We start from the raw sequence: 14,499 nt of genomic DNA, 5'->3' as shown, positions 1-14,499 counted from the left end.
ACGCACAATGCTTTTCCCCTTATTCAGCTAATGACTCAATCAATTCGCCAAGCAACTTTATACTTTGTGTACGAACTTCCTGCGAGCCATCAATAAAATTGAACCGCAAACAATTTCGATATTTTCCAGTCGCTGAAAACATTTGCCCAGGGGCAACATAAATACCATGCTCTTTGGCTTTATCAGCCAGTTTAACCGCGTCGTATTTCGCATTTAATTCAACCCACAGTACGTATCCGCCTTGCGGATAACTTACGCACGTATCTTGTGGAAAATAGCGTTTAATATCAGCGCGAAGTGCGTCTCGTGCACTCAAATAATAATGGCGCATTGCCCGTATGTGCTTATCGTAACCGCCTTGTTCGATATAACTTGCTATGGCGAGCTGAGGCAATGTGGGGCACATGGAGCTGCTAACATACTTCGCATGAAGTACTTTGTTCCTGAAACTTCCAGGCGCTATCCACCCCACCCTAAACCCTGGTGCTAAGGTTTTGGAAAATGACGAACACAATAAAACCCGACCATCCTCATCAAACGATTTAACCGTTTTGGGGCGCGGGTAGGAATACGCGATGTCTCCGTAAATATCATCTTCAATAATGGCGACATCGTATTCTCTTGCCATATCGTAAAGTGCTTTTTTCTTATCATCGGGCATAACAAAGCCCTGAGGATTATTGACCGTTGGTGCTACCAATATGGCTTTTACCGGCCATTGATCTAGCGCCAGTTTCAATGCATCTAAACTCAGGCCAGTTTCAGAGTCTGTAGGTATTTCTAGTGCTTTTAAATTCGCACCTTTTATGGCTTGCATGGCACCGTAAAAGCCCGGTGACTCAACCACTATTACATCCCCTGCATTGGCCACCGCACGAAGGCATACCGATAATGCTTCTTGGCAACCTGATGTAACGATAAACTCATCCGACTGCAGTCTACAGCCCGAGGCAGCAGTAAGCCTGCTAAGCTGTTTTCTAAGGCTCTGATCACCTTTCACATCACCGTACACCATGCCATCAAGCGGCCTGTTCTTTGTTAACTCATGCAGGCGTTTTGTTAGTGGCTTTAGGGTTTTTGCGGTCATGTTAGGCATGGCGTGCTGGAACTGACATCGCGTTTCAATACCACTGTCTTTGTTAAACGTATTCAACAGCATGTTGAGTACATCTTCCCACTGAGACACATCCATCGGCCGTTGCGGCGGCTTAGTCATTTTGGGCGTGTTATTCAATGTGGTATTTGACGATACGAAATAGCCTGATTTAGGCTTCGCTTCAACGTACATTTGAGACTCTAGAACCCGATAGGCTTCTTGTACTGTAGCGATACTAACGTGGTGCTCTTTAGACAATTGCCTTACCGAGGGAAGTTTATCTCCTTGTTCAAATAGCCCACGATCTATTTGCGCTTTTAGTTCACAAGCAAGCGACTCATACAGTGTCATTCATTCTACTCGATACAGACAAAAACCATACAGATAACTATACCCTAACCTATCGCTATAACTTACCATACAGTTGCAATAATAAATGAGCATACAGTCATTGTTTCCTCTCATCTGTATGGCATATTTTTAGGGCTTTTGGCCCTAATACATACAAACTTTTAAATGTACCATTCTGTAGCGTTGTTTAGTAACGCCTATAAATTTGCAACTCAACCGTCGCTTATTGGCTTAAATAGAAGATTAGAGAAAAGGACCACCATGGAAACTTCGTTACTTTTTGCACTCGCTACCTTTGCTTTTGTTAGTACAGTAACGCCCGGGCCTAATAACTTAATGCTATTGGCATCTGGGGCGCAGTATGGTTATAAAAAATCGCTTCCACATATGTTTGGTATTGTTGTGGGCGTTGCAGGCTTAATGATAAGTACGCTGATGGGCGTGGGCGCACTTTTCACATTATTTCCCGCCTTGTATACCGTACTAAAAGTACTAGGCATAGCGTATTTGTTGTGGCTGGCCGTTAAAATTGCCACTGCCCCAACTGATGAAATTGAAATCAAGAAAACCACCCGCCAAGGACCACTAAAATGGTGGGAGGGCGCACTGTTTCAATTAATTAATCCTAAAGCGTGGATGATGGCATTGGCTAGCGTAGGCACATTTTCGGTTCCCGGTGAACACTACGCAGAATCGGGGCTTGCTATTGTTATGGCTTTTGCGCTTATTGGATTTCCGTGTATTTCTATTTGGGTCGCAGTTGGTGCAAAAATAAAAATTTGGCTTAGCTCGCCCATGCGCAGAAAGCGCTTCAACTTCACCATGGCAGCCGCCACGGCTGCTACATTGTTTTTGATTATTTAAAATAGGGAAGTGACGTGTGAGTATGTTATTGACTAGACGATGTACTCCCCCACGCTAACGCTCTGCTTAAAATGGTTTAGCCGCTTTGGGTTGCAAGTAAGCTAAGGATAACTTGCTACGGCTAAACCCGTTTTAACAAGCACTAAGGCGCGAAAAAGAAGCCTTTATCTACCCCACTAAAATTGTTTTTATGGTTCAACAAGTACTTTTTGTTCTTCGCGCCATCTATCAATCGTAAGATATTGTTCTGCGAGTCCTTGTTAGCCATGTTGCTAATACGAAACTTCAACTGCGTTACATTTTCTGGCATGCCCAGAATTTCAAAGATAAACACCGACAAATGATCATCGAGTTTTATTTTGCCCTCGCCCAAACGCAATTGGCTTGTGGTCACTTCTTGCGTTTTTTCACCTCGGCTAAAAGCCTTCACATCAAAGGCTTGTTTAATGTGGGCCACTAAACGTTGCTTATAAGCGGTGCTGCCTTTTGGTATTGCCTTGAGCTTAGCTTTATTGCTACTGCTGGCAATAAGCGATTGATCTATACCGTACAATGGCGTCATCACTTCATATATCCAGCGACCATCATCTAAATGGCGAATTTGAAAAGTGGCAATATTGCTATCGTGCGCATTACTTACGCCTGAAAACATCAATACACCAACCAATAAGATAAATTTAACTTTTTTACGCATATGCAGTACCCATAAGCCTTATGCCGATATATTTAAAGGCATAAGGCATCAACCCTTTACGTTTTAAACAGTGATGGCGATTGAACAGTCATGGTCATTGAACTGTAAAATCGTTTCTATCGACGTAACTTCCCATCAAACAGACCGGTACCGTTGGCGCCCCCGTTTCTAAGGCGTGGTAGTGGTATGCGCCATCTGGGAACTCTTCCGTGGCATGAGTATGACCATTACACTCATCAGTAGTGGCTACATCAGCAGGAAGGGTATTGGCGCCGTCAATCAAATCGTAAGCGGCGTAAATAGGAAAACCGTCTTTCGCTAAGCCAGCAAACGCCGCGTGATCTTCATACTCAATATAAGTATTGGTACAACTAATACCGTACCGATTTGTGAAGTTGTATTCTGGTGCATCGGACACGGTATTGATAGATTGAGGAATAAAGTGCCAGTGATAATATCCGGCAGGATCGGCATGGCCACCGCAATGATCTAACGCGGGGATATTTCCGCTACCCGTGCCACCAATACCGGCTTCAGCAGTCGTAACACTAGGCGGATCGCCTTTAATTGGAATACCATTAATACCTAAACCGATACTGCCAACGGTGGGAATATAATACGCTTCAGAGCGAAATTCTGGGGTGACGGGTATTAAATAGGTTACTGTTAAACTTGAATCGAAAGCCATAGACAAACAGTAACTGAAGTCGCCACCGCCACCGGAGCGAATATTCCCATCTTCATCAACAATATCGTAGCCGTCTGCGTCCATTCCTTGCGCCGCATCAACGAGCGACTGAAAGCCAGGATTGGTTTCACCGTCGTAAACTCCTAAACCGGCTTCAATTCTAGGGGTAGAAATGGAATCGGGGCAATAAGGCCCAACGGTCCCCTCGCCTTCGGTATCACCCACGGTATTGGCTGCAAAGGTTAGTTCATAACAGGTGGTTTCGCTGCCGTTTTCAAGAGTACAGCTCACTTCGTTCTCGGTAAGTGGTAATACGGTAAATAAATCAACGTTGTAGTACGTAGTGACCGCGTCATCCACTGGGTCGTCTGCAGAATCATCTTGAGTATCATCGTCAGCACTGACCTCATCCACAACACTTGTATCATCACTTGACCCACCACAACCCACTAAGGTTACAGAGAATATGAACGCCATTAGAAACCATTTAATACTATGCATATTGGCAAACCTTTTTACTCCCAAAATGAGATGTTATGCCTAATTTTTTTGTTTTGGGAGTATGAAAGGAAAACTTCACAGTAATTGCACATTTCGTCAGTGCTGTAATGCACATAAATGAGTGGTGCCTTAGTAAGATATGATGACTGCAACGTCGGATAAATACCTCCACCATAGCGACATTCTGGCGTGAGCACTTATCGGTAGCGAGAGCACTTATAGGTAAGGGTTTTCGCCCATAGCAACGGCAACGCAAAACAATCGCAAATCTAATTCTAACTGATGGTATTGCGGCTCCATATAACAGCAAAGTTGATAGAAACTTTTGTTATGGTCTTTTTCTTTAAAGTGAGCGAGTTCATGTACCACTAGCGCTTTTAATAAAGGCTCGGGGGCGTGCAATAAGTCGCTGTTAATGGCTAAGTCATGCTTACGTGTTTTGCCCTGCATTCGATAGGTATGTGTACCCAACGCATTCGTGACCATATCACCTTGCTTTTTAAACGCCGCCCGCCCAAAAGGTGGCGCGTTTTTTATGTAACGGTTTTTTAGGTCGGTTGCATAATTATAAAGTAACTTGTCGGTCGTTATAGTATGCACATTGGGGTACTTTTTAACGAGGTAATGGCTTAACTTATTTTCGGCTATTAGTTGCAGTGCTTGCTCAACAACGGTCTGTGGGTAGCCATTAAAATATCGTGCGTATTCACTCACTTTACTTTCTCCTTAGTACGCACAATTATAAAGGAATTCAAAAGTAGGGTTTAAGCCTTTTTTGGAATTAGGGTCGGAATGAGGGTCAGAGTACTTTAATTCTGCTAACCGTATGTAAATCTGGAGACTATAACGCAAAGGTTTACACGCCGGAGTCAGGTACGTTGACTCTTAGGTGATAATGTACTCTGCCCCCTTTATGTCCCGCTATTTAAAGTACTGCTCCTCTTGGGTCGGTAAACGAAGAATATGAAGTTCTTCTTTCTGGAAGCTCTGGTTGATGTAGCCCTTATCCGCAAAGTCCTGCAATATTTCTGGGCATGGGTATTCACCCCACTTTTGTTTATAGCGCCCTGCATTAGAAACAAAGTCGATTAGATGATTTACGGGGCATCGATAATTTTCGCGCTCTTTAATAAAGGTGATCAGATCTATACGTTCAATATCAAGATTCGCATTTATACATGTTTGAAAGAAGTCTTCATCATTCAGGCCATATCCTCGATATCCCTCATCGAAACCGCCAATACGCTTTAAATCGTCGGTTCCAATGCAAAAAAGTGTACTATTTTGTCGAATACTAAAAGCGCAGTCAGAGCCATTCTCCTTTGTTTCGGGATTATTGTTAGTGTGCTCAATTAAATCGGAATAATCGGTAAGGCTTATATCTTCTGAAACACATGATATTTTGCTGGTTATAACACGAGATTGAGACCATGAGTTTTGCAAGCACTTAAATAGCTGAGGTGAAAATATGCTCTCAACGTTCATAAACAAACACAGAGAAGATGTAGCTGCTGCTAACCCTCTATTTCGCGCCCCCGCAATATCTAATTCTTCACAGTTATCAAACCGATGAACAATGTTAAATACCTCACTTTTGTAAAGCGAGTGTTCTGAAGGCCTTCCCATCCAGACCACGATTAATTCGCGGGGTGGTAGCTCCGCCTTTTCAAGTCGATTTACGAATGCGGTAAATGCCTCTATGCGGGATTTCACTGTGATGATGACACTAATTGAAGAATGTTGATTCATGAGAAGTCTCTGATAGGCCAGAACAAATATATAAACGAGCAAAGGGCATACCCATATTAATTCACTACTAATCAAGGTGTTGCAAAAAAGACAGCGATAGCATATGAAATTTTTGTAATGTTAGGGGAAAGTTTTACGTACTCACTCTTACTAGCGACGTTTTCGCTTCCTATTTTCCACATATGATATTTTGGCGTCATTAAGATAATTTGAGCGGTTGGTAAATTGAACAATATTTGCGTTCTACCACTATATAATCATAACTCGGTTTCTAGAGCAGGCTCATAGCTCTGCATCGGTCTACATGATTCGCCTTTCTCTGAATTAGTACACTGATACTCTACGCAATACGGGGCTTTAAATAGAAAGGAAAAATGACAAGGAGGGGTAACACTTGAACCAGTTAAATCTTGCCTTAATAACTATTGGCGCGGTTGTCTTAACGTTAGGCATGCTTACGCGAGTGATAAATCGTTCTTACCTTTCCATGCCACTTCTCGCGTTTATTGTAGGTGTTGTCCTCGGCCCAATAGGCACTAGCATACTAACCCCTGATTTATGGGGCGATAGTAATAAACTCCTTGAAGAATGCGCTCGCGTTACAATCGGCATCAGTCTAATGGCAATAGCGCTGCGGATTCCTAGAAACTACTTATTCGACCATAAAAAATCGTTCTTTCTGTTGCTAGGTGCAGGAATGCCTGCAATGTTTTTTCTCAGCAGCTTAATGGCACACTGGATATTAGGGGTACCTCTACTTATTGCGCTTCTAATTGGCGCGGCTATCTGCCCTACCGATCCCGTGGTCGCAAGTTCAATCGTTACCGGCGGATTAGCGCGAAAACACCTGCCAGATCGATTCCGCTATGGCCTGTCTACTGAATCAGCCATAAATGACGGTTTGGCTTACCCCCTAGTGCTATTACCAATTCTGTTGTTGACGCCAGCAGAACATAGCCCTTGGCTAACTTGGGGGCTGCGAGTAGTGTTGTGGGAGATTGGTGGCGCTATTGTACTAGGGGCGTTATTAGGCTGGATTGTCGGCAAGTCGCTGTTATTAGCTGAACACAAAAAAACCCTCGACCATTCAGCTTTTTTGGCTACCACCTTGGCATTGACGCTGCTGACATTAGGCGTCGCTAAATTCCTATCCACCGATAGTGTCTTAGCGGTATTCGTTGCAGGTATGGTTTTCAGTCAGCTGGTAGGCGGTTCAGATAGAGCGAAAGAAGACAAAGTACAAGAAACCGTTAATCTTTTTTTCACCCTTCCTATTTTCATATTTTTAGGCTTAATGTTACCTATAGATAGTTGGTTTGAGCTTGGGTGGGACGGCGTGTGGTTTGCGCTGGCCATTCTACTTGTTAGGCGCATACCGGTTATTATTGCGCTCTCTACTTTTCTTCCTATATGGAACAATTGGAAGTTAGCCCTATTAGCTGGGCATTTCGGCCCTATAGGGATCTCTGCGCTATTCTACGGTATGGTAATCTTAGATAAGAGTGGACATGATATCGCGTGGACGGCGGGTAGTTTGGTTATTACCGCTTCACTAATTGTTCACGGAGTAACAGCGGCACCTTTGGCTAAACTCTGGGCAGTTAAGAAAGAAGATAAGGAATAATGGCTATAAAAAGGAGAGTACTACTCAGTTCTCCTTGAGTAAGCTCTCCTTGAAGTATATCTTTTTTGCTAGATTACACCGGATCGACTAATGATAATGTTTACAGCAATCCACTATAGATTTCGCCGTATCGCTACTCTCACACTTACTGGCGATATCACCTACCGATACTACCCCAACTAATTGCTTATTTTCTTCACTATCTAATACTACAAGACGTTGAACCTCATTTTTGCTCATATTCCCTAATACAGTATCGGTGTCGTCGTCTTTGAAACAATAGAGGACAGGCTCACTTAAAATAGAGGAAATGCTGTCATCTAAGCTGACTCCCTTTGCCACTGCATTTACAACTAAATCTCTGTCAGTCACGATACCAACCAGTTTATCGTTGTTGTAGACAGGCATAAGGCCAGCCTTCATTTCGGCCATTTTTTTTGCTGTTTCCATCACTGTGGTATTAGAAGGTAGTATTTCGGTATTGTTAGTCATAACTTCATGTATATACATTCATCTTGCTCCTTTTGGTTGAAGCTTGGCGAACGCCAAGCTCTCTTTTACTATGCAAGTGTTCTACCAGTATCAAAGCCAGTTTGATAAGGGGTTCGGCGCCTTAAAAAACCAAAGTTATGTAGAAAATACATTTTTTACGTAAAGATTATAGTTATGGACGACAACTCGCTTCAAAAATTTGGTTCCATTACTGACTTCAAAAACCGGCGCCCATAAAAGCAGCTCGCCATAGCCCGTTCATGAACTTGCAAAATCGCTTTTTCCAATAACGTATCGTAAAAACAGTAAGCACTGGCATGAATCCCGCAATTCTCTCCGTGTATCCTTAAGCTTGCTATTGGCGTGCAGAAGTCTCACTTCATATAGCGACAATAAGTTTAGGGAACTGAAATTCTATTTATGAACTTTGAAAATTAGGAGAATATTATGTTACCTGAGGAATACCGCGAATGTGTTGATGCTTGTAATCGCTGTGCAGATGCTTGCGACCACTGCTCTACTGCCTGTTTGGAAGAAGACAATATAGCCGAAATGGCGGAGTGTATACGTTTAGATATGGACTGTGCTGCCCTATGCCGATTCGCTGCCGCTGCAATGGCGCGTGGCAGTAAGTTCGCCCCACAAATATGTAAGCTCTGCGCAGAAATATGCGATGCGTGTGCGAAAGAATGTGGTAAACATGAAGCACCACATTGCCAAGCTTGCGCTAAAGCGTGTAGCGAATGTGCTGAAAGCTGCCGTGCAATGGCTGCCTAAACCCAAAAATGGTGGCAGAGTACCTTTTCACTTACGTCTTCACCTACGTCGAAATCTAGATTCTTCGGCAGACGGAAACTCGGTAGACGGAAACAGCGTACTCCGCCCCTATTTCTCTACAAGCTGCTGGTTACTGAAACGGCTGTTTTGCCTAGTAGGTTATATGCTTGTTCAGTTTTTTCATGGGAAGGACTATTGACTACTACTACCCACTTACCTTCTCGGGTGGCGTTTCTAGCCTGATCCACCACCCCATCCTGATCTGGCCTAAGGGATATAAAGCCGGCAATCATTAACCCACCAAATAAACCCAATATTGAAAGCGCTAGTGTGGTCATCATGGGGCTGTCTTGTGTATAGCTTGGCCCAACAAAAGATAAAATTGCAGCGATGACAACACCGACAACAACGCCGACTATGCCCATCGCGATATGAGCTTTGAGCATAAAAAAGCCGACCTGGCTGTCCTTATTCTCTATCTTCTGGTCAAACTGAGTGTCGTGAGGATTTAAAATGTTGACCTCATCAGGCTTCAACGCAGCTTTTTCTCGTACCGACTCGGCGGCAGTTTTGGCGCTAGTTTCATCGGTATAGATGGCGCAGACTTTTCCTCTGATCTCATTACTCATAATGTTTCCTTTTTGTAACGCTCAGCATTAGGTTAACGAACTCGGACTAACTTCAGTTATAGAAATAAGAATTGCAAAACTCATTCCCTTAAAAAGAATTATCGATAGAAGCAGCTGTGAAGCTGTTAGGAATACTCACCACGCCCCCTTAACTAAGCGAATTTGAGTAAACTCGAAAAGGCACCGTTATACATATAGTGCTGACAAATTTACCGTGAAATTGCAAAAATTACTTATTTCCTACTCCCTACCTTACGAATTCAAAATGGTGTGGATGGCACTTAAACAAGTAGAAAATTTAAACACAGCGGGCAAAGTTCGTGGCTTTCAGACAAGCCCTCGTTTTTATTTATCTATAGATGCTGTGTTGGCGCGTTTTACGCTTAATGATGGGTTCATATTACAACTCTACTGAGAGCTCAAATGCCACAGCATAATCCCCCTCCTATGGGTTTAAGCAAGTTAGATAAAGGCTACAAAGTTTGTGTTTGGGCGCCGCATGCGGCTAGCGTATCCATACATGGAGAATTTGACGACTGGAGTGACGACGGACTTGCGCTATCTAAAGAAGACGGTGGGGTATGGGCTGCAAACGTACCAGAGCTAAAAAACAATCAGCAATACCAATTTCTTATTACTACCGAATCTGGCGACGTATTAAAGCGCAACGATCCTAGGGCTCGATTGCTTACCAACAGTGTCGGAGCCTCAATTGTTTATGATGATGACTATCATTGGCCTGATGCTCCCTTCTCTATGCCCGACAAAAAGTCGCTGGTTATTTATGAACTGCACATAGGCACATTTAACTGCAAAGAAAGAGACGAAAATGGAACGCCGAATAAGCCTGGCACATTTGATAGTGCTATCGAAAAATTAGATTACCTTGCAGAACTCGGTATTAACTGTATTGAATTGATGCCCGTTAATGAATTTGCAGGTGACTTCAGCTGGGGTTACAACCCTGCCTACCCGTTTGCGGTTGAAGAAGCTTACGGTGGACCAAATGGCTTGAAAGACTTTGTTCGCGAAGCTCATGCACGAGGTATCGCCGTAGTATTAGATGTGGTTTACAACCACTTTGGACCAAGTGATCTTCACCTTTGGCAATTCGATGGCTGGTCTGAAAACAATAAAGGCGGTATTTACTTTTACAATGACTGGCGTAGTGACACCCCGTGGGGCGATACAAGACCAGATTATGGCCGACCAGAAGTGCGCCAATACATTTTTGATAATGCAATGATGTGGCTAGATGAATACAGACTAGATGGCTTGCGTATGGACATGATCCCCTATATGCGTTCTGTATCTGGTTCAGAAACCCCAGAAGACTCCATTGAAGAGGCTTATGATTTAATTCGCTGGATAAACAGCGAAATACAGCAACGTCACCCAGAAAAAATTGTCGTTGCCGAAGACCTTCACGGAAATGACTTCGTCACCAATTCCACAGAAGACGGTGGGCTTGGCTACACGGCACAATGGGATGCACACTTTGTCCATCCAATACGTGATGTTTTAACCCAGCCAGACGACGAGAATAGAGATATTGTTACCGTCCAAGAAGCACTTACGCAGCAATACTCCGAAGACCCTTTTCGCCGCGTGATTTACGTGGAATCCCATGATGAAGTGGCAAACGGCAGCGCACGTTTAGCAGAAGAAATAGCACCTGGTAACGTGGACAAAGACTACTTCGCTCGTCAACGTTCTGTAATAGCTGCAGCACTTACCCTCACAGCGCCCGGTATACCCATGTTATTCCAAGGCCAAGAGTTGCTAGAAGATCTCTGGTTTGATGATATGGACCCTCTAGATTGGTCGAGAGAACAGAATTTTCCGCAGTTACACAAAGCTTACAAAGCCTTAATCGCGTTACGCAAGGGTAGCCCAAGCTTACATAGTAATGAAGTAACAGTGACGCACTTCGATAAAGACAATGGGGTACTGGCCTACATCCGAGGCGATAACGGCGATGATGATACAAACCAAGCCGGAAACGACAAGGTAATGATTGTCATAAACTTTAAGAATCAAGCACACGATAGTTACGAAATACCCAACCTAAACAAAGGTCAATGGCGTTGTATTTTTAATTGGTACGGGGGTTATCACGAGCCAAGCGACTTTTCGTTTTTAGATGATACCGCTGGTGAAGAACATAATGATCATGAAAAAGATGATGATCATGAGGAAAATAGTGATCGTGAAGGAAATAGTAACGCCACGCTTTACCTGGAAGCCTATCAGGTCTTAATTTTTCAGCTTAATCATTAACAATAGCTAACGCACTACAAGAAAATTAAAAATGGGGTCAGAGTACTTTTTAGACAAAGCAATAATGTACTCTGTCCCCATTAATTTAGTTTCGCGCTAGCCACAGCATTTCTTATATTTTTTACCGCTACCGCAGATACACGGGTCGTTACGTGCAGGGACTTTTTCTACGGTTACAGTGCCCTTTTTGTTCAGCAGCACTGTTAATTCTTGTATAGATTCTACCGCGCCTTCCTTTGTATCAACGGTAATATCTGCATACAAACCAGCTTCAGCCACTAATGCGTCTACTTCTTGCTTTCGAGCTTCATTGGTTACCACTAGTTTTAGCGGGTATTTTTTACTGCCTGCAATGCGGCTAGCGTTTCTTTCATAACCGTATGTTAGGGTCGTTTGACGGGCGTCTTTACGACCTTTAAAAAAAAATTTATCTGACATTTGGTGTTCCAAATATTAAAAATAGAAGGTAGGTATTATCTTTAAACCGTCACAAAAATTAGCTAATCAACCTGAGTCTTGGATAAGAGATATAAAAACAGGGGGGAAAGCTTTACTTACAGGCGTTGCCTATCAGAGATTTAGGTTGAATCAGAAACCGTAAATAACAAAGATTAGTGTGATGGTCTGCTTATGCCTATTCTACTACAAGTGCAAAGCACACACACAATCTACTTGAGATTAACGTAGCCTTTATAATGAAAAAAAGGTCAGAGTACTTTTCCCAACAAAGCTTACAAGTATGATTACTTCGTTTAAAAGGCCCTGGCTAATGTACTCATCTTACGTATTCGGTTAATGTGCTCAGTTAATATATTTTGCCCCATTAATTCTAGAAATGAGATTACATAATGCAACCACACGACCACTCGCCACTAGATGACTTTATTGAATACCCAGAAAATGAAATGATGTCGCGCAGCGCTGACTTTCTGCAAACTATGCAACGCAGGCACAGTATTCGCCAATTTAGCGACAGGCCTGTAGACAAAAAGGTTATTGAAAACTGCCTTTTAACGGCGGGCACTGCGCCGAGTGGCGCCAACCACCAGCCTTGGCATTTCGCAGCAATTAACTCTAGCACGGTAAAGCAAAAAGTAAGGGAACAAGCCGAAGCCCATGAGCGTGGATTTTATGAAGGACGCGCTGGGGAACAATGGCTACAAGATCTTAAACCGTTAGGCACCGATTCAAGTAAACCTTATTTAGAATTAGCGCCATGGCTTATTGCCGTATTTAGCCAGAAGTCAGGCGAAACAGAAAGCGGAGACAAGCGCCAGAATTACTACGTTCATGAGTCGGTAGGTATTGCTGTTGGAATGCTGATTACCGCCTTGCACAATGCGGGTTTGGCCACGCTAACGCACACACCAAAGCCAATGAACTTTTTAACGCAAGTGTGCAACCGTCCAGAAAACGAACGGGCTTATATGCTTATTATTGCTGGCTATCCCGCAGATGAAGCCACTATTCCAGCTCATGCCAAGCAGAAAAAGCCACTTGAAAGCATCGCCAGCTTTCTTTGATGAAATAAAAAAATGGGGTCAGAGTACTTTTACGATCAATTGACTCCGCCCCCCATTATTTCGCCCTTTTTACTTACTTATTGGGAACGATTAAGTACTTTTCACCGGTTTTCTTAGCATTGTATAAGGCTACATTTTCAGGCTGTAGTGCTTCTTCAAGGCTTAATTCTTTGGTGTAAGAAGACGCAAAAGTAGTGTTAATTTCAGAGGCTACTTTCTGATAAAGTGCGCCTACACGCTTTTTATCTAGTTTGCCTAGGAAGCGCATAAGCAACCAGCCGCCAATTCCCCATGTCATACCGAAAGCTCGATTTAGTATAGTTGGAGAGAAATCTAGGCCGCCGTATATATACACTTGCTTGTTGCTGTCTGAACCATAGGTGTTGAAGCCTTTGGCATCTTTACTGCCAGACGCTTCCATCATGGTAAGAATGTCGCTTACTAACTCGCCGCCGCCAATAGCATCAAACGCTAACGTCGCGCCTGTTTTATCAATAGCTTGGAAAAGCTCTGTTTTGAAATTCTCGCTAGTAGAATCAAGCACAATTTTAGCGCCTAAGTCTTTAAGAATATCTACCTGTTGCTGACTACGCACAATGTTAACCAAATCAACGCCTTCTTCTAAGCAGATTTTGTTTAGCATTTGGCCCAAGTTAGATGCAGCTGCGGTATGTACTAAGGCTTTGTGGCCTTCCATACGCATGGTTTCTACCATACCCAATGCAGTCAACGGGTTTACAAACGAAGACGCGGCTTGCTGCGCCGTTGTGCTTTCCATGTGCGGCAAACACGCTTGAGCTGGAACACATGCATATTCGGTGTAAGCTGCGCCAGTTAGAATAGAAACGGTTTTACCCATTAGTGCCTGAGCTTCAGGGCTGTCGCCTGCCCCAACAACCGTTCCAGCGCCTTCATTCCCAATAGGTAAAGTTTGATCAAGGCGCGACTTAATACGCATCAACATCGATTTATGTACCGGCGCAACTAAAGCACTTTTGCTGGCATCAAAGGTGGCTTTATCAAGGCTGGCTGGGCCGAACATGGGCCACATATCAGAAGGATTAATAGGTGAAGCTTCCATACGAACTATCACTTCATGTGGCTTAGGCTCTGGAACATCTACCTCTTTGATAGATACCTCTAGTTCGCCTTCTGATTTGATAAGCGTAAAAAGCTGTTTGGATTTATTCATTTTGGTTGTCTCGCTATGTTAATCAAGATCTACGTGTGA

14 protein-coding genes are annotated in these 14,499 nt (G+C 43.4%); 5 read left to right on the top strand and 9 right to left on the bottom strand.

Annotated features, from left to right (window positions below):
* Positions 1–19: 19 nt before the first annotated feature.
* Entirely contained in the window at positions 20–1,447 is a 1,428-nt protein-coding gene (locus tag AMBT_RS02710) for an aminotransferase-like domain-containing protein (RefSeq protein WP_013783045.1), read from the bottom strand.
* Between the two features lie 261 nt (positions 1,448–1,708).
* Between AMBT_RS02710 and AMBT_RS02705 the strand changes: the two genes are divergently transcribed.
* Positions 1,709–2,311: a LysE family translocator gene (locus AMBT_RS02705; protein WP_041452715.1), complete on the top strand. Its 603-nt coding sequence runs from the start codon at positions 1,709–1,711 to the stop codon at positions 2,309–2,311.
* Positions 2,312–2,453: 142 nt separating this feature from the next.
* Here AMBT_RS02705 and AMBT_RS02700 read toward each other — a convergent pair whose 3' ends face one another.
* The 4 genes from AMBT_RS02700 to AMBT_RS02685 form a co-directional block, all read right to left on the bottom strand.
* Positions 2,454–3,005, bottom strand: a complete 552-nt coding sequence (locus tag AMBT_RS02700) for a hypothetical protein (protein WP_013783043.1) — start codon at positions 3,003–3,005, stop codon at positions 2,454–2,456.
* Between the two features lie 94 nt (positions 3,006–3,099).
* Positions 3,100–4,194: a YHYH protein gene (locus AMBT_RS02695; protein ID WP_013783042.1), complete on the bottom strand. Its 1,095-nt coding sequence runs from the start codon at positions 4,192–4,194 to the stop codon at positions 3,100–3,102.
* A 216-nt stretch (positions 4,195–4,410) separates the two neighbouring features.
* Positions 4,411–4,908 carry a M48 metallopeptidase family protein gene (locus AMBT_RS02690; RefSeq protein ID WP_013783041.1) on the bottom strand — a complete coding sequence of 166 codons (498 nt, stop codon included), beginning with the start codon at positions 4,906–4,908 and terminating at the stop codon, positions 4,411–4,413.
* Positions 4,909–5,115: 207 nt separating this feature from the next.
* On the bottom strand, positions 5,116–5,943 hold the full coding sequence (locus AMBT_RS02685; RefSeq protein WP_013783040.1) for a glycosyltransferase family 2 protein: 828 nt from the start codon (positions 5,941–5,943) through the stop codon (positions 5,116–5,118).
* A 394-nt stretch (positions 5,944–6,337) separates the two neighbouring features.
* On the opposite strand from AMBT_RS02685, the gene AMBT_RS02680 reads away from it, so the two are divergent.
* Positions 6,338–7,567, top strand: a complete 1,230-nt coding sequence (locus tag AMBT_RS02680; RefSeq protein ID WP_013783039.1) for a cation:proton antiporter — start codon at positions 6,338–6,340, stop codon at positions 7,565–7,567.
* A gap of 87 nt (positions 7,568–7,654) precedes the next feature.
* Here the strand turns inward: AMBT_RS02680 and AMBT_RS02675 are convergent, their stop codons facing one another.
* The gene (locus tag AMBT_RS02675) at positions 7,655–8,077 is read right to left on the bottom strand and encodes a CBS domain-containing protein (RefSeq protein ID WP_013783038.1); all 423 of its coding nucleotides are present in this window, start codon (positions 8,075–8,077) and stop codon (positions 7,655–7,657) included.
* A gap of 429 nt (positions 8,078–8,506) precedes the next feature.
* On the opposite strand from AMBT_RS02675, the gene AMBT_RS02670 reads away from it, so the two are divergent.
* Positions 8,507–8,836, top strand: a complete 330-nt coding sequence (locus AMBT_RS02670) for a four-helix bundle copper-binding protein (RefSeq protein WP_013783037.1) — start codon at positions 8,507–8,509, stop codon at positions 8,834–8,836.
* A 116-nt stretch (positions 8,837–8,952) separates the two neighbouring features.
* Here the strand turns inward: AMBT_RS02670 and AMBT_RS02665 are convergent, their stop codons facing one another.
* Positions 8,953–9,465, bottom strand: a complete 513-nt coding sequence (locus AMBT_RS02665) for a hypothetical protein (protein ID WP_013783035.1) — start codon at positions 9,463–9,465, stop codon at positions 8,953–8,955.
* A 423-nt stretch (positions 9,466–9,888) separates the two neighbouring features.
* Here AMBT_RS02665 and AMBT_RS02655 point away from each other — a divergent pair, with 423 nt between their 5' ends.
* Positions 9,889–11,745, top strand: coding sequence for an alpha-amylase family glycosyl hydrolase (locus tag AMBT_RS02655; RefSeq protein ID WP_083820126.1), 1,857 nt, complete (start codon positions 9,889–9,891; stop codon positions 11,743–11,745).
* A gap of 96 nt (positions 11,746–11,841) precedes the next feature.
* On the opposite strand, the gene AMBT_RS02650 is transcribed toward AMBT_RS02655, so the two are convergent.
* The gene (locus AMBT_RS02650; protein ID WP_013783032.1) at positions 11,842–12,183 is read right to left on the bottom strand and encodes a PBPRA1643 family SWIM/SEC-C metal-binding motif protein; all 342 of its coding nucleotides are present in this window, start codon (positions 12,181–12,183) and stop codon (positions 11,842–11,844) included.
* Between the two features lie 410 nt (positions 12,184–12,593).
* Between AMBT_RS02650 and AMBT_RS02645 the strand changes: the two genes are divergently transcribed.
* Complete coding sequence (locus tag AMBT_RS02645; protein ID WP_013783031.1) at positions 12,594–13,268, top strand: nitroreductase family protein; 675 nt, start codon at positions 12,594–12,596, stop codon at positions 13,266–13,268.
* 73 nt (positions 13,269–13,341) lie between these two features.
* On the opposite strand, the gene AMBT_RS02640 is transcribed toward AMBT_RS02645, so the two are convergent.
* Positions 13,342–14,460, bottom strand: a complete 1,119-nt coding sequence (locus AMBT_RS02640; protein ID WP_013783030.1) for a zinc-binding dehydrogenase — start codon at positions 14,458–14,460, stop codon at positions 13,342–13,344.
* Positions 14,461–14,499 lie beyond the last annotated feature (39 nt).

Source organism: Alteromonas naphthalenivorans, assembly GCF_000213655.1.
GTDB classification, from domain to species: Bacteria; Pseudomonadota; Gammaproteobacteria; order Enterobacterales; family Alteromonadaceae; genus Alteromonas; species Alteromonas naphthalenivorans.
The sequence above is the reverse complement of the archived record's forward strand: the minus strand, read 5'-3'. Positions and strand labels throughout refer to the sequence as shown.

Excerpts from the sequence above, each read along its gene's own strand:
- AMBT_RS02675 (WP_013783038.1), bottom strand. The coding sequence starts at position 8,077 with ATGTATATACATGAAGTTATGACTAACAATACCGAAATACTACCTTCT.
- AMBT_RS02665 (WP_013783035.1), bottom strand. The coding sequence starts at position 9,465 with ATGAGTAATGAGATCAGAGGAAAAGTCTGCGCCATCTATACCGATGAA.
- AMBT_RS02645 (WP_013783031.1), top strand. The coding sequence starts at position 12,594 with ATGCAACCACACGACCACTCGCCACTAGATGACTTTATTGAATACCCA.
- AMBT_RS02655 (WP_083820126.1), top strand. The coding sequence starts at position 9,889 with ATGCCACAGCATAATCCCCCTCCTATGGGTTTAAGCAAGTTAGATAAA.
- AMBT_RS02640 (WP_013783030.1), bottom strand. The coding sequence starts at position 14,460 with ATGAATAAATCCAAACAGCTTTTTACGCTTATCAAATCAGAAGGCGAA.
- AMBT_RS02670 (WP_013783037.1), top strand. The coding sequence starts at position 8,507 with ATGTTACCTGAGGAATACCGCGAATGTGTTGATGCTTGTAATCGCTGT.
- AMBT_RS02650 (WP_013783032.1), bottom strand. The coding sequence starts at position 12,183 with ATGTCAGATAAATTTTTTTTTAAAGGTCGTAAAGACGCCCGTCAAACG.
- AMBT_RS02710 (WP_013783045.1), bottom strand. The coding sequence starts at position 1,447 with ATGACACTGTATGAGTCGCTTGCTTGTGAACTAAAAGCGCAAATAGAT.
- AMBT_RS02700 (WP_013783043.1), bottom strand. The coding sequence starts at position 3,005 with ATGCGTAAAAAAGTTAAATTTATCTTATTGGTTGGTGTATTGATGTTT.
- AMBT_RS02695 (WP_013783042.1), bottom strand. The coding sequence starts at position 4,194 with ATGCATAGTATTAAATGGTTTCTAATGGCGTTCATATTCTCTGTAACC.
- AMBT_RS02685 (WP_013783040.1), bottom strand. The coding sequence starts at position 5,943 with ATGAATCAACATTCTTCAATTAGTGTCATCATCACAGTGAAATCCCGC.
- AMBT_RS02705 (WP_041452715.1), top strand. The coding sequence starts at position 1,709 with ATGGAAACTTCGTTACTTTTTGCACTCGCTACCTTTGCTTTTGTTAGT.